The organism is Nitratireductor sp. OM-1 (genome assembly GCF_003296175.1).
Classification (GTDB): Bacteria; Pseudomonadota; Alphaproteobacteria; order Rhizobiales; family Rhizobiaceae; genus Nitratireductor; species Nitratireductor aquimarinus.
This window is the reverse complement of record NZ_CP029208.1, coordinates 2,839,357-2,858,283: the sequence shown is the minus strand read 5'-3', so window position 1 is coordinate 2,858,283 and position 18,927 is coordinate 2,839,357. Positions and strand designations below refer to the sequence as shown.

Here is an 18,927-nt window from a genome sequence, read left to right as displayed (position 1 = left end):
GACGGAATTCCCATGTCAACAGAACGTGTGGACCGCATCGACCGCAACATACTGGACGCGCTGACCAAGGATGGCCGCCTGTCCATCGCGGAACTGGCCCGCCGGGTCGGGCTCTCCAAGACCCCGGTTCAGGCGCGCTTACGCCGGCTTGAGAAGGATGGTTACATCCGTGGCTACTCGGCCATCATCGACCGGGCGCGTATCGGCGAGGGTCACATCGCCTTCGTTCAGGTGGAGCTGGAAGACACCCGCTCATCGGCGCTTGCCGCCTTCAACAAGGCCGTTCTCGCGGTTCCCGAAATCGAGCAGTGCCACATGACGGCAGCCGGTTTCGACTATCTGCTCAAGGTGCGCACGCGCGACATTTCCAGCTACCGCAAGATTCTGGGCGAGCGCATTTCCGCCCTGCCCCATGTGGCGCGCACATCCACCTTCGTGACGATGGAGACGGTCAAGGATCGCTAGGGGGACCGCTGATCGGCTCGCTGCCGGGTTCAACGTCGAGCGTCTTCAGGAACGCGATGAGCGCCCGCCGTCCACGGTCGGTGAACACCACGCCGCGAATCTCGCTTTCCCCGGAAACAGCCTCCGGCGCAGTGCTGTAATGATCGATCACCCCGTCGAGCGTGTCGATCTGGCCCGCATGCATATAGGGCGGTCTGCTGGCCGCCCCGCGCAGCGACGGCGTCTTGTAGGCCCGTTCCATCACCGCCGCATCGCGCTGCATGAAGCGCAGCGCCTCGCAGTCCTCGGGGGCGGCGTCGCTGTAGGGTCCAAGACAATTGAAGGGATCGGCCAGAACATCGGCGATGCCTTTGGCGCGGCCCAGATCGTCCGGCAGCCCTGCGACGGGCGGAACGCCGGTATTGTGGAAATGATCGTCGGTGAAACGCGGGCCGTTGTGGCATTCGAGGCAGTTCGCCTTGCCGATGAACAGCCTCAGCCCCTCCTGCTCCAGATCGCTGAAGGCGGCGTCGCCCTTTGCCACTTCGCCCGCCGCCACGGCGCGCGCAAACCGGTCAAAGCGGGTTTCGGGCGGTTGCAGCGTGCGTTCGAACGCACCGATTGCCTTGCCCAGATTGGCGAACACCCGGTTCACCGCATCACGCTCGTCCTCGCCCATCGCTGCCCAGGCCGCGCGCTCGGCCTCATTGCCAAGCGGGCTGGCATTGGCCGGCAGCCCATCGAGTTCCGGCAGCGCGCCAAAAACCTCTGCATAGCCGTCCGGATATGTCGCCGCGACGTAGTGTGCGAAGGCGGTCCGGTTGCCGGCATGCTCGCGCTGGTCTTCCAGCGGCGCCAGCGCCTGTGACCAGAGACTGTCGCGCCGCCCGTCCCAGAACTGCCAGACATTCCACCCCGTGCCCGCCAGCGGCATGGTGCGCCGGTCGCTTTCGCCCACCGCGACACCGCGCGGCAAACCATCCTGAAACTGCAGATCGGGCATGTGGCAAGTGGCGCAGGAGACATTCCCCTCGCCGCTCAGGCCCTCCTCGAAGAACAGAAGCTGCCCGAAAGCCGCTGCACGCGGATGATCGGCAAACCGGTTGCCGGGTGATGGCGGCAACGGCCCCAGCGCGTCAATGGAAAGCGACGCGATCTTTGCCTTCTCATCCTCGCTCAGTTCGGAGGAATCGCAACCGGCAAGCGCGAAAAGCCCGCCAAGGACAAACGACACGAAAAGGCCTCGCGCCATCCCCATCGTCACAGATCCAGATTGAACACCGCCTCGTCGAGGCCGGGTTCGGCGTCTATGCCGATGCGGATTTCCCAATGCCCGCCCATGTTGAAGCGCATGCCTTCCACGCGGTAGCGCCCCTCGCCCGGATTCTCGCTGGCCTCGGGCTCGGTCGGCAGACCATGACCGTGATCCGGCATGCCGCCATCGATGGAAATCTGCGCATCCTCGACCGCAGCCCCCGCCGGCGTGGTGATCACCACCACCCAGTCATGGGTCTCATTGAGTGGAACCGGCTGCATCTCCGGCTCGAACATCACCTGATAGAGACCATCACGGCTCACGGTGTTGTAGGCAGTGTCCATTTCGGGCGGCGGCGGGGCAAACAGCCGGAATGCCGCATAGATGGCGACAGAAGCCACCAGCAGTCCAACACCTGCAAGAATGAGGCGCTGTTTTCCGTTCGCGCGTTGCGCCGCCATGTCGTCCCTCCGATTCACCAGCATTGCCAGGCCACTACATAACCCGCGCCCTGACCGCAGTTCCACCACCGGGTTGTCGCATCCATGCGCCCACTAGAAAAACGGGCAAAGAAAAACCGGCGTCGATGACGCCGGTTTTCAATTTCAGCCGATTGTGGCTCAGAGGCCGAGGCCGCCGATGCACACATATTTGGTGTCGAGATAGTCCTCGATGCCCTGATGGCCGCCTTCCTTGCCCATACCGGACTCTTTCAGGCCGCCAAACGGCGCTTCCACCGTGGTGATGATGCCTTCATTGACGCCCACCAGACCGTATTTTAGCCCTTCCATCACGCGGAAGGCGCGGCCCAGATCGCCCGTATAGAAGTAGCAGGCCAGACCGAACACCGTGTCATTGGCAAGCTTGATGGCCTCTTCCTCCGTCTCGAAACGGAAGACCGGGGCCACCGGGCCAAAGATCTCTTCCTGCATGAAACGCATGTCGGAGCTGGCGTTGGAAATGACGGTCGGCTGGAAGAACGAGCCGCCCAGCGCGTGGCGTGCGCCGCCGGCTGTCACCTTGCCGCCCTTGCCGGTGGCGTCGGCGATCAGTTCCTCGACCTTCTCGACCGCCTTCTCGTCGATCAGCGGTCCCTGCTGCGTGCCTTCCTCAAGGCCGGAGCCGACCTTCAGCCTGTCGGCAGCAGCCGAAAGCTTCTCCACGAACCTGTCGTAGATGCCGGCCTGCACGAAGAAGCGGTTGGTGCACACGCAGGTCTGGCCCGAATTGCGATATTTGGCGGCAATCGCGCCCTCGACCGCGCGGTCCAGATCCGCATCGTCAAACACAATGAACGGCGCATTGCCGCCGAGTTCCATCGAAACCTTCTTCACCGTGCCGGCCGTCTTCTGGATCAGAAGCTTGCCGATCTCGGTGGAGCCGGTGAAGGTGATCTTGCGCACCAGCGGGTTTTCGCACAGCTCGTCGCCAATCTCGGAAGCCGAACCGGTGACAATGTTCACCACGCCCTTCGGGAAACCGGCTTCTTCGCACAGAACACCCCAGGCAAGGCCCGAATAAGGGGTCTGCGAAGCAGGCTTCGCCACGGCGGTGCAGCCCGTCGCCAGCGCAGGACCGAGCTTGCGCGCCAGCATGGAGGACGGGAAGTTCCACGGCGTGATCGCGCCAATGACGCCCACCGGCTCCTTGGTCACGAGAATGCGGCGGTCTGCCCATGGCGACGGCACCACATCGCCGTAAACCCGGCGGCCTTCTTCCGCATACCAGAGAATATAGGCCGCCGAGCTGCCGACCTCGCCCTTTGCCTCGGCAAACGATTTGCCCTGCTCCATGGTCAGCAGTTCGGCCAGCGCGTCCTGATTGTCCATGATCGCGTCATGCAGCCTGCGCAGCAGCGTTGCGCGGTGCGCCGCCGAGGTCTTCTTCCACGAATGGAAGGCCGTTTCGGCAGCCTCGATGGCGCGGCGCGTTTCTGCAGCGCCCGAACGCGGCACGGTGCCGATCTTTTCGCCATTGGCCGGATTGAAGACATCGACGGTCTGCCCCGAATCCGCGTTGACCCAGGCTCCGTCGATGAAGTTCGCCTGACGCAGGAAATGATTTGTTTTCTGAAGCATTTGCTTCTCCTTTTGTTTCGCGCGGCAACCTAATGGTCCAGACGTCAGCGACTAGGGGCTGTCTGGCCCTATTGATAGGTCCAGTGGACCACTGACAACCAGAATGCCGTCGTAAATACGGCAAAGAGCGTGCCGATGGTCATCGCGTTCGACGCCAGAGCCTGTCCGGTGCCGAACCGCGAGGCGATCAGATAAGGGTTCACCCCGGAGGGGAGCGCTGCCGCCACCACCGCAACCTGCGCACTGAAGGCCGGCAGTCCGACCGCCAGCGCCACACCGAGGGCAACGGCGGGCATGAGGAAAAGTTTCAGCGCCGCGATCACGATGGCCGGACGCACATCGCCCGTAATGCCAAACCGGTTCAGGCCAAGCCCCATGGCAAACAGCGCCACCGGCCCCGCCACATTGGCCAGCGCATCCACGAAACGCGTGCCAAGGGCGGGCATTTCAAGCCCTGAGAAGCGCCACAGAAGCCCCGCGACGATGCCCAGGATCAGCGGACTTGAGAAAAGCTTCGTCAGGAACTCGCGAGCAATACCGATTGCGCCCGTTCCCTTGCGCCCGACCAGCGAGAACAGAAGGATCGATGCCCCCAGCATCACCGGCAGGTGGATCGACACGATAAGCGACAGCACCTCGAACCCCTCTTGCCCGTAAACACCGAGCATGAAGGGAATGCCGAGCAGAACAAGGTTGGAGAAACTGGTGGACAGGCCCGCCACCACGCCGACACGCGCATCGCGACCGAAAAACCGCATGATGGTGAAGTGCCCTGCGACCCAGGCAACGCCGACGGCGCTGAAATAGGTGATCCAGAGCGCCCAGGGGATGCTGGAGCCAAATTCCGCCCCCGCCATGGTGCGAAACAACAAGAGCGGAACCGCAATGGTAACGGCAAACTCACTCAACGCTTCGCCGGTCTCCGTCTTCAGCAAACCGGTCCACCCGGAGATATAGCCGAAAGCGACGAGACCGAAGACGAAGGCAACAGTTTCGACAAGTGGCGACATGCAGCCTGTTTAGACGCAAACCCCGGTGGAAGGAAAGCCACTGGACAAGCAGCGCGCGAAACTGGCCCAGCAGGCGTGCCTCCCCGCTTCCGTGCCGCCCGGCCGCCCAGTCTCTCAGCCTCCCAGTCTCTCAGCCTCCCAGCCCCCATGCGCCGGGGCTCATGGCGGGGCAGCGACGGCAAGGCACCTTTCAAGCTGCCCCCACATGCCTATATGCTTCAGAAGAAGTATATTTTGAGGATTGCCACATGTTTCGATTGCTCGCCGTCATCGCCCTTCTTCTCGGCGTATTGCCAGCACAGGCGACGGAAGCCGGCTGGGCGCTGTTGCGCAATGGCGGTCAGGTGGTATTGATGCGGCATGCCATCGCACCGGGCAATGGCGATCCGGCCAATTTCGATATCGAGAACTGTGGCACGCAGCGCAACCTCTCGGAGCGCGGTCGCCTGCAGGCGCGCCGCATCGGCGCACTGATCCAGGCCCGCGCCGCGCCGGTCGAAAAGGTGCTGACCAGCCGCTACTGCCGCGCCCGCGACACCGCCACGCAGGCCTTCGGCACCGGCCCTGTCGAAATCTTCGAGGCGCTGGACCTGCCGGCCGACGATGCCGCGCTTGAACAGCAGAAAGCTGAAATTCTGAAGCGAATCAACGAATATACCGGATCCGGAAACCTGATCATGATCACCCATCTTGAGATCATACAGGCGCTGATCGGTGGTCAGGCGCGTGAGGGCGAGGCCATTATTTTGTCACGCGGAGGCGACAATCTGCACGCTTCGGCAAGGATCAAATTCAACTGATACCGGCATCGCCCGGAGCCTTAGCCCTTTTCCTGCCGCGAAAAACCGATTAGAGACCCCCGATCATCCAATTGTAAAAGAATCTCCCCAGACCTGAGGGCCCCAAGTGACGACATTCGACAAGGTTGCTGACATCATCGCTGAGACCAGCGAGATCGACCGCGAGAAAATCACCCCCGAGAGCCACACGATCGACGACCTTGGCATCGACAGCCTGGACTTCCTCGACATCGTGTTCGCAATCGACAAGGAATTCGGCATCAAGGTTCCGCTCGAGAAGTGGACCCAGGAAGTCAATGACGGCAAGGTTTCGACGGAAGAGTATTTCGTCATGAAGAACCTGTGCGCCAAGATCGACGACCTCGTGGCCGCCAAGGCCGGCTGATCGCATTTCCGACACCGCATCGTTGAAGAGGCAGGCATGAGCCCGCGCGACGTAGTTATCACCGGTATGGGCATCGTTTCCTCGCTTGGCGAGGGCGCGGACGCCCACTGGCAGGCACTGACAGCCGGCACGCCGGCTCCCGTGCTCGATAAGGAGCGCTTCGCGCCCTACACCATCCACCCCCTTCCCGAGATCGACTGGGGCCAGCAGATCCCGCGCCGCGGCGATCAGCGGCAGATGGAGACCTGGCAGCGCCTGGGCACCTATGCAGCCGGTCTGGCGCTCGATGACGCCGACATGAAGGGTGACGAGGCGCTCTGCGCCTCCATGGATATGGTGGTGGCCGCCGGTGGCGGCGAGCGCGACGAGACCGTGGATGAGGGCATTCTCGCCGCATCGCTCGAGCGCAGCGATCATGATCTGCTTCTCAACGAAAAGCTCACGACCGAGCTGCGCCCGACCCTGTTCCTGGCGCAGCTTTCCAATCTGGCCGCCGGCAATATTTCCATCGTCCACAAGGTGACCGGCTCGTCCCGCACCTTCATGGGCGAGGAAGGCGCTGGCGTTTCGGCCATCGAGACGGCTGCGGCGCGCATCCGCTCCGGCCAGTCCTCGCACGTTCTGGTGGGCGCGTCCTTCCAGACCGAGCATTCCGACATGCTGCTCGCCTACGAGCTCGGCGGCTTTCTGCACCGTGGTGACTGGGCGCCGGTCTGGCAGCGCGCCAATGGCGAAGGCGGCGGCGTGGTCACCGGCTCCGGCGCGGCCTTCCTGGTTCTGGAATCGCGCGAGCATGCCGAAAAGCGCGGCCGCAAGGCCTATGCCGCCATCGGCCCCGTCGTTTCCCGGCGCAGCCGCCGCAAGGCGGAGCCGCTTGCCGCAGGCGTTTCCGAAATGATCGACCGGCTCGAGCTGCCCGACGCACCGCTCATGGCGCTCTCGGGCGCATCGGGCGCGCATGAGGCAACCGCTGCCGAGCTGGAAGCCTTTGGCAGCCGCGAGAACATGGCGCTGCGCGGTTTCTCCTCGCTCACCGGCCACATGAAGGAGGCGCAGTTCCCCTTCGCCGTGGCGCTTGCAGCGCTCGCCGTTCACCACGGACAGGCCTACCCTGCATTTGACGGTCAGCGCGAAGCCGCATTCGATGGCAGCCTCGACGCCGTTCTGGCAACGGCCGTCGGCTATCACTGCTATGAGGGCATGGGGCTCATCACCAAAGCCTGACCCGACAGTCGGGAAGGCCCGGGCCCGTAAGTTTATGAGCCGGAAGATTTAGAGAAAGCGATCACGTGAAAACGACCGACAGCTTTGGAAGACCCGTTATCGCCGTTACCGGCATGGGCGTTGTCACCTCTCTCGGCCAGGGGCGTGCGGAAAACTGGGATGCGCTGATCAATGGCCGTTCCGGAATCCATCCCATCACGCGCTTTCCCATCGACCATCTCGCCACCACCATTTCCGGCATGGTCGACTTCCTGTCCTCCAGCACCCGTGGCGCAAGCGTCCATACGCATGAGCTTGCCGATCTGGTTGCGGCGGAAGCCATCGAGCAGTCGGGCCTTCCCGCGTCCGATTTCGGCGGCCCCCTGTTCCTTGCAGCGCCCCCGGTGGAGCTTGACTGGCATCACCGCCTGGCGCTCTACGCCAAGGCCCGCGAGCACAATGGCAACACCTCGCTGATCGAAGCCGCCCGCGAGGCGCACGCCACCGAACTCTTCGAGGAAAGCCAGTTCGGCACCATCGCCGACCGCCTTGCAGAACGTTACGGCACGCGCGGCCTGCCCATCACCCTGTCGACGGCCTGCGCCTCGGGCGCGACCGCCATTCAGCTCGGCACGGAGGCGATCCGTCGCGGCGAATGCGACCGCGCGCTCGCCATTGGCGCAGACGGTTCGGCGACAGCCGAAGCGCTTATCCGCTTCTCGCTCCTTTCCGCGCTCACCACCCAGAACGACGATCCCGAAAAGGCATCGCGCCCCTTCTCCAAGGACCGCAGCGGCTTTGTTCTGGCCGAGGGCGCAGGCGCACTGGTTCTGGAATCGCTCGAAAGCGCCCTTGCCCGTGGCGCCGAGATCCTCGGCATCATGAGCGGCTGCGGCGAAAAGGCCGACGATTTCCACCGCACCCGGTCCAAGCCGGACGGTTCGCCGGCCATTGGCGCCGTTCGCGCCGCGCTCGCTGACGCCGGCATGTCGACGGAAGACATCGAATACATCAATGCGCACGGCACCTCGACGCAGGAAAACGACAAGATGGAGCACATGTCTCTGTCGACCGTTTTCGGCGAGCGCATGAAGACGCTGCCCATCTCGTCCAACAAGTCGATGATCGGCCACACCCTGTCGGCCGCCGGCGCCGTGGAAGCCGTCTTCTCGCTCATGACCATGCGCGAAGGCGTCATTCCGCCGACCATCAATTACGACACGCCCGACCCGGCCATCGAGCTCGACGTCGTGCCGAACGTGAAGCGCGAGGCGCAGGTTTCGACCGTGCTTTCCAACTCGTTCGGCTTCGGCGGACAGAACACCTGCCTTGTCATGGCCAGGGAACCGGTCTAATCGACCGGTTCAGACCGGTGGAATGCGTTTGGCGTTCGGTGTCTGCGCGGTGTGTCGCGCTCCACGAACGCCGAATTTGATCGTTCCGCCGGAAACGCAAACTTGCCGGTGGCCTTCCTTTTTCCAGCCTTGGCGCTCATCCCCGAAATGGATCGAACGCAAATGCCGGAAACAGACCACCAGCCAGAACATCGGAAGACATGATGCGCGCACTTCAACTCGTCGCCGACCGCAAGCTTGAAACCGTCGATCTTGCGCCGCCCCCCGCTCCCGGACAGGGAGAAGTGACGCTGAAGATCCGCGCCGTCGCGCTCAACCACATCGATGTCTGGGGCTGGCGCGGCATGGCGTTCGCCAAGCGCAAGATGCCGCTCGTGGTCGGTGCGGAAGCCTCCGGCGTGGTCGAGACGGTCGGCCCCGGCGTGAGCAACCTGCTCCCCGGCCAGCTCGTCTCCATCTACGGCGCGCGCACCTGCGGCCTCTGCCGCCCCTGCCGCGAAGGCCGTGACAATCTGTGTGAGCACGTCTCCGGCGTTCATGGCTTCCATCTCGATGGTTTTGCGCAGGAAAAGATCAACCTGCCGGCCCGCCTCCTCGTCCCCGCGCCGCCCGGCGTCGACGAGATCGGCGCAGCCGTCGCACCCGTCACCTTCGGCACGGTCGAGCACATGCTGTTCGACAATGCGAAGCTTGAGCCCGGCGAGACGATCCTCGTCCAGGCCGGCGGCTCCGGCATCGGCACCGCCGCCATCCAGCTTGCCAAAAGCATGGGCTGCACCGTCATCACCACGGTCGGCTCCGACGACAAGATGGAGAAAGCCCGCGCACTCGGCGCGGATCACGTCATCAACTACCGCGAAGACCGTTTCGAGGGCGTGGTGCGCAAGATCACGAAGAAGCGCGGCGTCGACGTGGTGTTCGAGCATGTGGGCGCAGACACCTGGGCAGGCTCGCTTCTGTGCATGAAGCGCGGCGGCCGTCTCGTCACCTGCGGCTCCACCTCCGGCGTCTCCACCAACATGAACCTGATGCAGCTCTTCCAGCAGCAGCTCAAGATCTTCGGTTCCTTCGGCTGCCGCATGGAAAACATGGCCGACGCCATGCAGAAGATGGCGCGCGGGCTGGCTTCGCCGGTCATCGACACCGAAGTGAGCTTCGACGACATCGACAAGGCGCTTGCCCGCATGGAAGGCCGCGACGTGTTCGGCAAGATCATCCTGCGCGTCGACTGATCCACCCAACATGAAGCGCTTTCTTTTCCTTCTCGGCAGGCGTCTGAAGACGCTGGAATACTGGCTGACCGCCAAACTGGTGATCGGCGTTCTGGCGCTGCTGCGCCGCCTGCCGCCTGAAAAGGCGCTCAATCTGGCAGACCGGGTCGCGCGCACATTCGGCCCGAAGGTCGGTCGACATCGCCTTGCCGTCGACAATCTGCGTCAGGCCTATCCCGAAAAGAGCGACGCCGAGATCGAAACCATTGCCCGCGACATGTGGGGCAACATGGCGCGTCTCGCCGTCGAATACGTGTTTCTCGACAAGCTGTTCGATTTCGACCCGGAAGCCGAGACGCCAGGCCGCGTCGAAGTGGAAGGCGTGGAGATCTTCAAGCGGCTGCGCGAGGAAAAGGGTGTCCCGCACATCTTCTTCACCGGCCATATGGGCAATTTCGAGTTCCTGCCCATTGCCGCCGCCCGCTTCGATCTGACCACCACCTCGCTCTTTCGTCCGCCAAACAACCCGTTTGTCGCCGACTACATTCTCGAGACCCGGCGCAGCGCCATGGGCGGGCTCGTGCCCTCTCAGGCCGGTGCGGCCCTCCAGCTTGCCCGCGTTCTCGATGATGGCGGCAACATCGGCGTTCTGGTCGATCAGAAATTCCGCAAGGGGGTGAAGACCCGCTTCTTTGGCCGTGAATGCCGCACCAATCCGCTGCTCGCAAAGCTCGCGCGGCAGTATGAGTGCGATGTCTACCCGGCGCGCTGCAAGCGTCTGCCCGGCGGCCGCTACCGCCTGATCGTGGAAGACAAGGTCGCCCTGCCCCGCAACGCCGACGGCGTCATCGACATCGAGGCCAGCGCCCAGATGCTCAACGACGTGGTCGAACGCTGGGTGCGCGAAGACCCCGGCCAGTGGATGTGGTTCCACAAACGCTGGCAGATGTAGCGGAAGCGCGCCTGCGCTTCCCCGTCATCCCCGTCAGTCGGTCACGACGATTCGCGTGTTTCCCGGTCCGATCTTCTTCACCAGCGCGTAGAGCCGCTTCGCATTTGTTGTGTGCAACCGCACGCAGCCATGCGAGGCCGGACTTCCCAGCCTGGAGACGGCATTCGTGCCGTGAATGGCATAACCGCCATAATAGAAGATCGAATAGGGCATGGGCGACATGTTGTATTTGCGCGAATGCCACATCTTGTGCATCCGCTTCGGTCTCCACTGCCCGCGCGGGGTCACATAACCGCGCCGCGCCGTGGAAACACGCCAGCGATGCAGGACACGTCCGCGATGCATCACCGTCATGGTCTGCTTGGATACACTGACCTTAGCCACCAGGCTTGCAGCGAAGCTTTGGTCCACGCCGCCAGAAAGAATCATGCCTGCAATGGCTACAGCAAAGAAAAATCGTTTCATGAGCGCCCCCCCCGCTGCATGTGTGAAGTTTCTACCCGTAGTCTTGAGAAGCTTAGCTTCAAAACATAACGAAACCCCAAACTTCCCGATTAAAATTGAACTACACGCCCGCGTAACGTGCAAGTTCCGGGGCTTCACAATCGCGTGCGAAGCATCTTGCCAAGCCGCTTTCGTATCGCTCTATTGCTCGCATGAATGAACAGCTTGCCTTAGCCGTACGACGCAGGACAGAAGAACTCGTCGCCCTCACCATCGATCTGATCCGCTTCCCGACGGTCAACCCGCCGGGAGACGCCTACACGCCCTGCTGCGAGTACATCGCACGCCGTCTCAAGGCGAAGGGATTTGCCACCCAGTTCATCCGGGGCGTCGGCGCGCCGGGTGATTCCGACCGTTATCCGCGCACCAATGTGGTCGCCCGCCGCGAGGGCCGCAGCCCCGGCGCAACCGTGCATTTCAATTCCCATATCGACGTGGTGGAAGCCGGCGAAGGCTGGACGCTTGATCCCTATGCGGGCGTGGTTCGCGACGGCAAGGTGTTCGGTCGCGGCGCATGCGACATGAAGGGCGGCCTTGCCGCGTCCATCATCGCCGCAGAAGCCTTTCTGGAAATCTATCCGGATTTCCCCGGCGCCATCGAGATTTCCGGCACGGCTGACGAGGAGTCCGGCGGTTTTGGCGGCGTCGCCTATCTGGCCCGCGAAGGCTTCTTCTCCAAGCCCCGCGTCGATCACGTGATCATTCCCGAGCCGCTCAACAAGGACCGCATCTGCCTGGGCCATCGCGGCGTCTGGTGGGCGGAGATCGAAACCCACGGCGCAATCGCACATGGGGCGATGCCGTTCCTCGGCGATTCGGCCATCCGCCACATGGGCGCCCTGCTTCACGCCTTCGAGGAGGAGCTTTTCCCCGCCCTCGACGCCAAGCAGACCCGCATGCCCGTCGTGCCGGAGGGCGCGCGCCGTTCGACCCTCAACATCAATTCGGTCCATGGCGGCCAGACGGAGGATTTCTTTCCCGGCCTGCCCTCACCCAATGTCGCCGATTCGTGCCGCATGGTGCTCGACCGCCGCTTCCTCATCGAGGAGGACATTTCCGAGGTGAAGGGCGAGGTCGTCTCGATCCTCGAGCGGCTGAAGCAGGAACGGCCGAAATTCGACTATTCCATGCGCGACCTGATGGAAGTGCTGCCGCTGATGACCGAGGAAGACGCGCCCGTGCCCAGCGCCATCGCCGCCGGCATCCGCGAAGTGTTCGGCAAGGAGCCGGAATATGTCATTTCGCCCGGCACCTATGACCAGAAGCACATTTCGCGCATCGGCCATCTGCATGACTGCGTTGCCTATGGCCCCGGCATTCTCGACCTGGCGCACCAGCCGGACGAGTGGGTCGGCATTGAGGACATGGTGCAGTCGGCCACCGTCATGGCCATGAGCCTTGACGTGCTTTTGCGCGGTGTCACACCGCCGAAATAACCCCTTCCAAAACACGCGATTTACACGTGCCCTGAATCGCGCTTCAATCCATAAAAATGACACGGCCCTGCGGGAGAGACACATGAAAACCATCAAGTCCATCATTGGCGGAGCCGCGCTGTTATTGGCAGCGGGCACCGCTGCATTTGCAGCACGCACCGACCTCGTCATCGGCGTGGTTCTTGAACCGCCGCATCTCGACCCGACCGCCAGCGCTGCTGCCGCCATTGACGAAATCCTCTACGCCAATCTCTTTCAGGGTCTGACCCGCATCGGCCGCAATGGCGAAGTGCTTCCCGCACTGGCCGAAAGCTGGACCGTTTCCGATGACGGCAAGGTCTACACGTTCAACCTGCGTTCGGGCGTCACCTTCCATGACGGCACCGCGTTCGACGCCGAGGACGTCAAGTTCACGCTCGACCGCGCACGCGCCGACGATTCGACCAATGCGCAGAAGCAGCTTTTCGCCGCCATCGACACGGTCGAGGTGGTGGACCCGGCCACCGTCAAGGTCACGCTGAAATCCCCGCAGGGCTCATTCCTCTACAATCTGGGCTGGGGCGACGCCGTCATGGTCGCGCCCGAAACGGCTGACGGGAACAAGGAGAAGCCGGTCGGCACCGGCCCGTTCAAGTTCGGCAACTGGGCCAAGGGCTCTTCCATCACCCTCGTCAAAAACCCGGATTACTGGGGCGAGCCCGTCGCGCTGGAGAAAGCCGAGTTCCGCGTCGTTCCGGATGCCGCAGCCGCCATTCCCGCCCTCTTATCGGGCGATGTGCAGGCATTCCCGCAGATGCCCGCCGGCGATGCGCTCATCCAGATCGAGAGCGATCCGCGTTTCGTCGTCGCCATCGGCGCCACCGAGGGCGAGACCATCCTGTCGACCAACAACGGCAAAGAGCCCTTCAACGACATTCGCGTGCGTCAGGCCATCGCCCACGCCCTCAACCGCGAAGACATCATCGCCGGCAATGGCTCCGGCTATGGCACGCCCATCGGCTCGCATTTCTCGCCGGCCAACGAGGCCTATGTCGATCTGACCGAAACCTACGCCTACGATCCGGCAAAGGCGAAGGAACTCCTTGCCGAAGCAGGCTACCCGGATGGCTTCAAGGCAACGCTGAAACTGCCGCCGCCGGCCTATGCGCGCGATGGCGGCCAGATCGTCGCTTCGCAGCTTCGCCAGGTCGGCATCGACCTGGAAATCATCCCTGTCGAGTGGGCCCAGTGGCTGGAACAGGTCTTCAAGAACAAGGACTACGACCTGACCATCATCTCCCACACGGAGCCGAACGACATCAACATCTACGCCCGTGACGACTATTACTTCGATTACAGCAATCCGGCCTTCAAGGAGGTCATGAACACGCTCGAAGCCACCGCCGATCCGGAACGGCGTGTCGAGCTGTACAAGACCGCGCAGAAGATCATCGCCGAAGATGCGGTGAACGGCTTTCTGTTCCAGCTTCCCAAGATCGGTGTCTGGGACGCCAAACTCGAAGGCATGTGGGAGAACTCTCCCATTCAGGCAAACGACCTGACCGACGTGAAGTGGGCTGACTGAACCTTCATGAACCGCCCTGCCGTCCGCGTGAGCGGGCGGCGGGCGGGCTGCGATCATATGGATAGGTTCTGACCCCGGACTCATGCTCGTCTATCTTCTCAAGCGCATTGCCATTGGCCTCGCCACGCTGCTCGTGGCGTCCGCCGTGGTGTTCTCCGTCCTGGAAATCATTCCCGGCGACCCGGCCCTCTTGATGCTCGGCATGAACGCCGAGCCCGACACGCTCGCCGCCCTGCGCGAGCAGATGGGCCTCAACCAGCCGGTTTTCCTGCGCTATCTCGACTGGGTGTCGGGTCTCGCAGTCGGTGATTTCGGCACGTCCTACACCTATTCCTCACCGGTTCTGGAGCTCATCGGCGAGCGCGTCATGGTCTCCCTGCCGCTCGCTCTCATCTCGTTGTTCCTGTCCACCGTCATCGCGCTGCCCGTCGGCATTTTCGCCGCTGCGCGCCGCGGCAAACCCGCCGACACCATCACCATGGGGGCGGCGCAGGTGGGTGTCGCCATTCCCAATTTCTGGTTCGCGCTGCTCCTGATCTACCTGTTCGCCGTCTGGCTCCGCCTTGTGCCCGCCGGCGGCTTTCCCGGCTGGGATGCAGGCATCTGGGCCGGTCTCAAGGCGCTCATCCTGCCGGCCATCGCGCTGGCGCTGCCGCAGGCGGCCATCCTTGCCCGCGTCACCCGTTCGGCCATGCTCGAAGTGCTGGGCGAGGATTACATCCGCACCGCCCGCGCCAAGGGCATGCCGCGCCGCATCGTTCTGTGGCACCACGCGCTGCGCAATGCGCTGATCCCGGTGCTCACCATTCTCGGCCTGCAATTCGCCTTTTTGCTCGCCGGCACCATCATCATCGAGAACGTGTTCTACCTGCCGGGTCTTGGCCGTCTCGTTTTCCAGGCCATCACCCAGCGCGATCTCATCGTCGTTGAAGGCGTGGTGATGCTGCTCGTCGCCACGGTGATCATCGTCAACATTCTCGTCGATATCGGCTACGCCATCGTCGATCCGCGCCTGAGGACACGCCGATGAGCCAGGACGCAAGCATGCCCCCCGCACCGCCGCAGAACCATTTCCTGCAAATGGCGCTCGCCAACCGTTCCTTCATGATCGGCCTTTTCATAACGCTGATCATCACCGGAATGGCGCTCCTGTCCTTTGTCTGGACGCCCTACGACATTACCCATCTGGTGGTCTCCGACCGCATGCAGGGCCTGTCATGGGCGCATCCGCTGGGCACCGACCACCTTGGCCGCGACATCCTTTCCATGATCATGATCGGCGCGCGCAACTCCATCGCCGTGGCCATTGTCGCCGTTGGCATCGGCATGGGCGTCGGCGTGCCGCTCGGCTGCTGGGCAGCCGCGCGTGGCGGCGTGGTCGATGAAGTCCTGATGCGCTTCAACGATCTGGTCTTCGCCTTCCCGGCCCTTCTCTCGGCCATCATGATCACCGCCATTTTCGGCCCCGGCGCGATCAACGCCATCATCGCCATCGGCATTTTCAACGTTCCGGTCTTTGCCCGCGTGGCGCGCGCCGGCGCGCTCTCCATCTGGCCGCGCGAGTTCATTCTGGCAGCCCGCGCCGCCGGCAAGAACAGGGTGCTCATCACCATCGAGCACATCCTGCCCAACATCGTCGCGCTGCTCCTCGTGCAGGGCACCATCCAGTTTGCGCTCGGCATTCTGGCCGAGGCGGGCCTGTCCTATCTGGGGCTTGGCACGCAACCGCCCATGCCCTCCTGGGGGCGCATGCTGTTCGAGGCGCAGACCCGCATGATGATCGCCCCCCATCTGGCCATCTTCCCCGGCCTCGCCATCGTCATCACCGTGCTCGGTCTCAACCTGCTCGGCGACGGCCTGCGCGACCTTCTCGACCCAAGGCTGAGGCGCGAGCGATGAGCCTGCTTGAAATAGAAAACCTGTCCCTTTCCATCGCCGGCCACCCGGTTCTGAAGGATGTCGACCTTCAGATCGCTCCCGGCGAAGTGCTCGGCGTCGTCGGCGAATCCGGTTCCGGCAAGTCCATGAGCGCCCTCACCGTGATGCAGCTCCTGCCGGAGCTCACCCGCGCTCAAGGCCGCGTCACCTTTGACGGGATCGACATTCTCGCCGCCCCCGAAGAGGCCATGTGCCGCCTTCGCGGCGATGATCTCGGCATGGTCTTTCAGGAGCCCATGACCGCGCTCAACCCGGTCAAGACCATCGGCGAACAGGTGGCCGAGGGCATTCGCTGGCACACCGGAGCCAATCGCCCGGACGCCGAAGCGCGCGCCCGCGCCATTCTCGACCGTGTCGGCCTGCCCGAGAGCAAGTTTCCGCTCTCGCGCTTTCCTCACGAGCTTTCCGGCGGCCAGCGCCAGCGCGTCGTCATCGCCATCGCCTGCGCGCTCAAGCCCAAGCTCCTGATCGCCGACGAACCCACCACCGCGCTCGATGTCGTGCTTCAGGCGCAAATCCTCGATCTGCTGCGCGACCTGGTGGAAGAAAACCGCATGGGCCTCATGCTCATCTCGCACGATCTGGCCGTCGTCGCCGACATGGCCGACCGTGTGACCGTCATGCGCCATGGCGTGGTGATGGAAAGCGGCCCCACGGCCACCGTTCTGCGCGAGCAGAAACACCCCTACACCCGCCAGCTCGCCGAGGCCTCCACCCATGTGCCGGCCCGCGCGCGCCCGCAGGAAGAGGCCGGGAAGGAGGAGCAGACGCCCCTCCTCAGCGTCTCCAGCGTCACGCGCGACTATCCCGGTCGCCGCAAGGGGCTTTTCTCCAAGCCGGAACCCTTCCGCGCCGTCGACAATGTCAGTTTTTCGCTGGTTCCCGGCCATGCGGTTGCGCTGGTGGGACGTTCAGGGTGCGGAAAGTCGACGCTTGCCCGCATGATCCTTGCGCTCGATCGTCCCACATCCGGCGAAATCCGCCTCGACGGCGAAGCGCTTGGCGGCAAGAGCGAACATGAACTGCGCCACGCCCGGCGCAACATGCAGGTGGTCTTTCAGGACCCCTATGGCTCGTTCAATCCGCGCCATCAGGTGGAGCGGCTGGTGGCCGAGCCCCTGCATCTGCTCGACACGAAACCGTCCGTCACCGAACGCCGCGACCGTGTTGCCGAAGCGCTCGAATCCGTCGGCCTCAAGGCCAGCGACATGCAGAAATACCCGCATGAGTTTTCCGGTGGCCAGCGCCAGCGCGTATCCATCGCCCGCGCCATCATCACCCGTCCGAAGCTGATCGTGGCCGACGAGCCTGTCTCCGCTCTTGACGTGTCGATCCGCGCGCAGATCCTCGACCTGTTCGCCGATCTGAACCAGCGGCTCGATCTCACCTATCTTTTCATCACCCATGATCTGACGGTGGCGCGCGCCATCACCGACGAAGTCATGGTCATGCATGACGGGCGCATCGTGGAAAGCGGCCCCACCGCCGCCGTTCTGGAAAACCCGGAATCGGAAGCGGCAAAGGCGCTCGTCGCCGCCGCGCCCGATCTGGAACGCGCCATCGCGGCGCGGCTTGCCCGGGAGAAGGCCTGATCCCGATCTTCCCGCCAGACCGACGGCATTGCGCAAGCACCCCGCCCCGGTCTGGCGTCACATCATCAAACATCAGAGGATTCTCTCTGCCGGCCACATTTTGACCGATCCGAAACCGCATCCGGTTTGAATGAAGAAGATTCTGAAAACTGCCTCTACCCTCATCCTTGCCATTTTCGCCGCCGCGCTCGCCTATGGGGGATGGGGCTATCTCGATGCAATCAAGGATGCCGATGCCCTGAAACTGCGGGCAGATGCGCTCATCGCCGAGAACCGCGGCGGGCAGTCGCTTGGAGACGCCCGGTTGCAGCAGTTGCTGCAGGTGCAGGATCCAAACTTCCAAGGCCATTCCGGTGTCGACATGATCACCCCCGGCGCAGGCGTCACGACCATCACCCAGTCGGCCGCCAAACGCCTGGCTTTTGAGGCGTTCAAACCCGGCATCGGAAAAATCCGCCAGACCGGCTATGCCCTTGGGCTGGAAAGCGAACTCACCAAAGAGCAGATCCTCGCGCTCTGGCTCGACACGCTGGAGATGGGCAAAGGTCCCGATGGCTGGGTCACCGGCTTTCACCGTGCAAGCGAAAAAAATTTCGGCAAAGCGCCCTCAGACCTTCAGGAAACCGAGTTCCTGAGCCTCGTGGCCGTTCTGATTGCGCCTGGAAAATACCGGCTTGGCACGGACGATCCGGCCCTTGCCGAACGCGTAGAGCGCATCGCACGTCTTGTTTCAGGATCGTGCAGCCCGCTGGACAATGGGGACGTCTGGCTGGAGGGATGCCGTTGAGCCTCGGAGCCGCGCTCTAGCCAGACAGATGCGCCACTTCATCTGCGCCGAGCCCCAGCACATCGCACACCCGCGCCGTCAGCCGGTCAGCGCGGGGACCAAGCTCCGCGTCGCGCGCGGCCAGATCAAACAGTGTCTCGGCAAGGATCAGCCGCCGCTCGTGGCTGGTCTGGCGCAGGTTCGCGCGCGCCTGCATCACTTCGGCCTCCGTCGCCAGCGCCGAAAGCGCGGCGACAAGCTCTGCAATCTCGTCTTCGGATAAAGCAAGCGCGCCAGCGGCGACGCGGCCAAGGACCGTCTTTTCCCGCTCCCCCAGCGGCTCGTCGGTCAGTGCCAGCCGTAAGAGCAGCAGCACGTCGCCGGCCATGGCGTTCAAAGCGGCTGACATCTCATGGCCCTCCGCCCCTGAGCCG

The 18,927-nt window shown here is 63.4% G+C and carries 19 protein-coding genes; 13 read left to right on the top strand and 6 right to left on the bottom strand.

Translation table 11 applies throughout. The features are described 5' to 3' along the window. The first annotated feature begins 12 nt into the window (after positions 1-12). A complete protein-coding gene (locus DEJ54_RS13705; protein ID WP_113155057.1) occupies positions 13-465 on the top strand; it encodes an Lrp/AsnC family transcriptional regulator in 453 nt (150 codons plus the stop codon). Here DEJ54_RS13705 and DEJ54_RS13700 read toward each other — a convergent pair. The 4 genes from DEJ54_RS13700 to DEJ54_RS13685 all read right to left on the bottom strand — a co-directional run bounded on the left by DEJ54_RS13700 (position 452) and on the right by DEJ54_RS13685 (position 4,787). Further along, the gene (locus tag DEJ54_RS13700) at positions 452-1,702 is read right to left on the bottom strand and encodes a cytochrome-c peroxidase (RefSeq protein WP_371685891.1); all 1,251 of its coding nucleotides are present in this window, start codon (positions 1,700-1,702) and stop codon (positions 452-454) included. The genes DEJ54_RS13705 and DEJ54_RS13700 overlap by 14 nt on opposite strands. A 2-nt stretch (positions 1,703-1,704) precedes the next feature. Beyond that, a complete protein-coding gene (locus DEJ54_RS13695; RefSeq protein ID WP_245447562.1) occupies positions 1,705-2,160 on the bottom strand; it encodes a FixH family protein in 456 nt (151 codons plus the stop codon). 159 nt (positions 2,161-2,319) lie between these two features. Then, positions 2,320-3,777, bottom strand: coding sequence for an NAD-dependent succinate-semialdehyde dehydrogenase (locus tag DEJ54_RS13690; RefSeq protein WP_113155056.1), 1,458 nt, complete (start codon positions 3,775-3,777; stop codon positions 2,320-2,322). Between the two features lie 68 nt (positions 3,778-3,845). Then, on the bottom strand, positions 3,846-4,787 hold the full coding sequence (locus DEJ54_RS13685) for an AEC family transporter (protein WP_113155055.1): 942 nt from the start codon (positions 4,785-4,787) through the stop codon (positions 3,846-3,848). A gap of 248 nt (positions 4,788-5,035) precedes the next feature. On the opposite strand from DEJ54_RS13685, the gene DEJ54_RS13680 reads away from it, so the two are divergent. From DEJ54_RS13680 to DEJ54_RS13655, 6 genes are all read left to right on the top strand, one after another. Next, positions 5,036-5,587, top strand: coding sequence for a histidine phosphatase family protein (locus DEJ54_RS13680; RefSeq protein WP_113155054.1), 552 nt, complete (start codon positions 5,036-5,038; stop codon positions 5,585-5,587). 106 nt (positions 5,588-5,693) lie between these two features. After that, positions 5,694-5,972 (top strand): acyl carrier protein, encoded by a 279-nt coding sequence (locus DEJ54_RS13675; protein ID WP_007009717.1) that lies wholly within the window; start codon positions 5,694-5,696, stop codon positions 5,970-5,972. Positions 5,973-6,008: 36 nt separating this feature from the next. Further along, positions 6,009-7,196, top strand: coding sequence for a beta-ketoacyl-ACP synthase (locus tag DEJ54_RS13670; protein WP_113155053.1), 1,188 nt, complete (start codon positions 6,009-6,011; stop codon positions 7,194-7,196). Between the two features lie 113 nt (positions 7,197-7,309). Beyond that, positions 7,310-8,530, top strand: a complete 1,221-nt coding sequence (locus DEJ54_RS13665; protein ID WP_210344161.1) for a beta-ketoacyl-ACP synthase — start codon at positions 7,310-7,312, stop codon at positions 8,528-8,530. A 203-nt stretch (positions 8,531-8,733) separates the two neighbouring features. Next, entirely contained in the window at positions 8,734-9,762 is a 1,029-nt protein-coding gene (locus DEJ54_RS13660; protein WP_113156281.1) for a zinc-binding dehydrogenase, read from the top strand. A gap of 10 nt (positions 9,763-9,772) precedes the next feature. Continuing rightward, positions 9,773-10,693, top strand: a complete 921-nt coding sequence (locus DEJ54_RS13655) for a lipid A biosynthesis lauroyl acyltransferase (RefSeq protein ID WP_113155051.1) — start codon at positions 9,773-9,775, stop codon at positions 10,691-10,693. 33 nt (positions 10,694-10,726) lie between these two features. Here DEJ54_RS13655 and DEJ54_RS13650 read toward each other — a convergent pair whose 3' ends face one another. Further along, positions 10,727-11,158, bottom strand: coding sequence for a L,D-transpeptidase (locus DEJ54_RS13650; protein ID WP_113155050.1), 432 nt, complete (start codon positions 11,156-11,158; stop codon positions 10,727-10,729). Between the two features lie 191 nt (positions 11,159-11,349). Between DEJ54_RS13650 and DEJ54_RS13645 the strand changes: the two genes are divergently transcribed. The 6 genes from DEJ54_RS13645 to DEJ54_RS13620 all read left to right on the top strand — a co-directional run bounded on the left by DEJ54_RS13645 (position 11,350) and on the right by DEJ54_RS13620 (position 18,514). Next, positions 11,350-12,633, top strand: a complete 1,284-nt coding sequence (locus DEJ54_RS13645; RefSeq protein ID WP_113155049.1) for an acetylornithine deacetylase/succinyl-diaminopimelate desuccinylase family protein — start codon at positions 11,350-11,352, stop codon at positions 12,631-12,633. An 82-nt stretch (positions 12,634-12,715) separates the two neighbouring features. Next, positions 12,716-14,197, top strand: coding sequence for an ABC transporter substrate-binding protein (locus DEJ54_RS13640; RefSeq protein WP_113155048.1), 1,482 nt, complete (start codon positions 12,716-12,718; stop codon positions 14,195-14,197). A gap of 82 nt (positions 14,198-14,279) precedes the next feature. Continuing rightward, the gene (locus DEJ54_RS13635; RefSeq protein WP_113155047.1) at positions 14,280-15,227 is read left to right on the top strand and encodes an ABC transporter permease; all 948 of its coding nucleotides are present in this window, start codon (positions 14,280-14,282) and stop codon (positions 15,225-15,227) included. Next, positions 15,224-16,096: an ABC transporter permease gene (locus DEJ54_RS13630; protein ID WP_113155046.1), complete on the top strand. Its 873-nt coding sequence runs from the start codon at positions 15,224-15,226 to the stop codon at positions 16,094-16,096. Before DEJ54_RS13635 ends, DEJ54_RS13630 begins: the two co-directional genes overlap by 4 nt. Further along, positions 16,093-17,727, top strand: coding sequence for an ABC transporter ATP-binding protein (locus DEJ54_RS13625; RefSeq protein ID WP_113155045.1), 1,635 nt, complete (start codon positions 16,093-16,095; stop codon positions 17,725-17,727). The genes DEJ54_RS13630 and DEJ54_RS13625 overlap by 4 nt, the downstream gene beginning before the upstream one ends. 130 nt (positions 17,728-17,857) lie before the next feature. Then, positions 17,858-18,514: a transglycosylase domain-containing protein gene (locus tag DEJ54_RS13620; RefSeq protein WP_113155044.1), complete on the top strand. Its 657-nt coding sequence runs from the start codon at positions 17,858-17,860 to the stop codon at positions 18,512-18,514. A gap of 16 nt (positions 18,515-18,530) precedes the next feature. Here the strand turns inward: DEJ54_RS13620 and DEJ54_RS13615 are convergent, their stop codons facing one another. Continuing rightward, a complete protein-coding gene (locus DEJ54_RS13615) occupies positions 18,531-18,902 on the bottom strand; it encodes a TerB family tellurite resistance protein (RefSeq protein ID WP_162742303.1) in 372 nt (123 codons plus the stop codon). Positions 18,903-18,927: the final 25 nt, after the last annotated feature.

Excerpts from the sequence above, each read along its gene's own strand:
- DEJ54_RS13705 (WP_113155057.1), top strand. The coding sequence starts at position 13 with ATGTCAACAGAACGTGTGGACCGCATCGACCGCAACATACTGGACGCG.
- DEJ54_RS13700 (WP_371685891.1), bottom strand. The coding sequence starts at position 1,702 with ATGGGGATGGCGCGAGGCCTTTTCGTGTCGTTTGTCCTTGGCGGGCTT.
- DEJ54_RS13695 (WP_245447562.1), bottom strand. The coding sequence starts at position 2,160 with ATGGCGGCGCAACGCGCGAACGGAAAACAGCGCCTCATTCTTGCAGGT.
- DEJ54_RS13690 (WP_113155056.1), bottom strand. The coding sequence starts at position 3,777 with ATGCTTCAGAAAACAAATCATTTCCTGCGTCAGGCGAACTTCATCGAC.
- DEJ54_RS13685 (WP_113155055.1), bottom strand. The coding sequence starts at position 4,787 with ATGTCGCCACTTGTCGAAACTGTTGCCTTCGTCTTCGGTCTCGTCGCT.
- DEJ54_RS13680 (WP_113155054.1), top strand. The coding sequence starts at position 5,036 with ATGTTTCGATTGCTCGCCGTCATCGCCCTTCTTCTCGGCGTATTGCCA.
- DEJ54_RS13670 (WP_113155053.1), top strand. The coding sequence starts at position 6,009 with ATGAGCCCGCGCGACGTAGTTATCACCGGTATGGGCATCGTTTCCTCG.
- DEJ54_RS13665 (WP_210344161.1), top strand. The coding sequence starts at position 7,310 with ATGGGCGTTGTCACCTCTCTCGGCCAGGGGCGTGCGGAAAACTGGGAT.
- DEJ54_RS13660 (WP_113156281.1), top strand. The coding sequence starts at position 8,734 with ATGCGCGCACTTCAACTCGTCGCCGACCGCAAGCTTGAAACCGTCGAT.
- DEJ54_RS13655 (WP_113155051.1), top strand. The coding sequence starts at position 9,773 with ATGAAGCGCTTTCTTTTCCTTCTCGGCAGGCGTCTGAAGACGCTGGAA.
- DEJ54_RS13650 (WP_113155050.1), bottom strand. The coding sequence starts at position 11,158 with ATGAAACGATTTTTCTTTGCTGTAGCCATTGCAGGCATGATTCTTTCT.
- DEJ54_RS13645 (WP_113155049.1), top strand. The coding sequence starts at position 11,350 with ATGAATGAACAGCTTGCCTTAGCCGTACGACGCAGGACAGAAGAACTC.
- DEJ54_RS13640 (WP_113155048.1), top strand. The coding sequence starts at position 12,716 with ATGAAAACCATCAAGTCCATCATTGGCGGAGCCGCGCTGTTATTGGCA.
- DEJ54_RS13635 (WP_113155047.1), top strand. The coding sequence starts at position 14,280 with ATGCTCGTCTATCTTCTCAAGCGCATTGCCATTGGCCTCGCCACGCTG.
- DEJ54_RS13630 (WP_113155046.1), top strand. The coding sequence starts at position 15,224 with ATGAGCCAGGACGCAAGCATGCCCCCCGCACCGCCGCAGAACCATTTC.
- DEJ54_RS13625 (WP_113155045.1), top strand. The coding sequence starts at position 16,093 with ATGAGCCTGCTTGAAATAGAAAACCTGTCCCTTTCCATCGCCGGCCAC.
- DEJ54_RS13620 (WP_113155044.1), top strand. The coding sequence starts at position 17,858 with ATGAAGAAGATTCTGAAAACTGCCTCTACCCTCATCCTTGCCATTTTC.
- DEJ54_RS13615 (WP_162742303.1), bottom strand. The coding sequence starts at position 18,902 with ATGTCAGCCGCTTTGAACGCCATGGCCGGCGACGTGCTGCTGCTCTTA.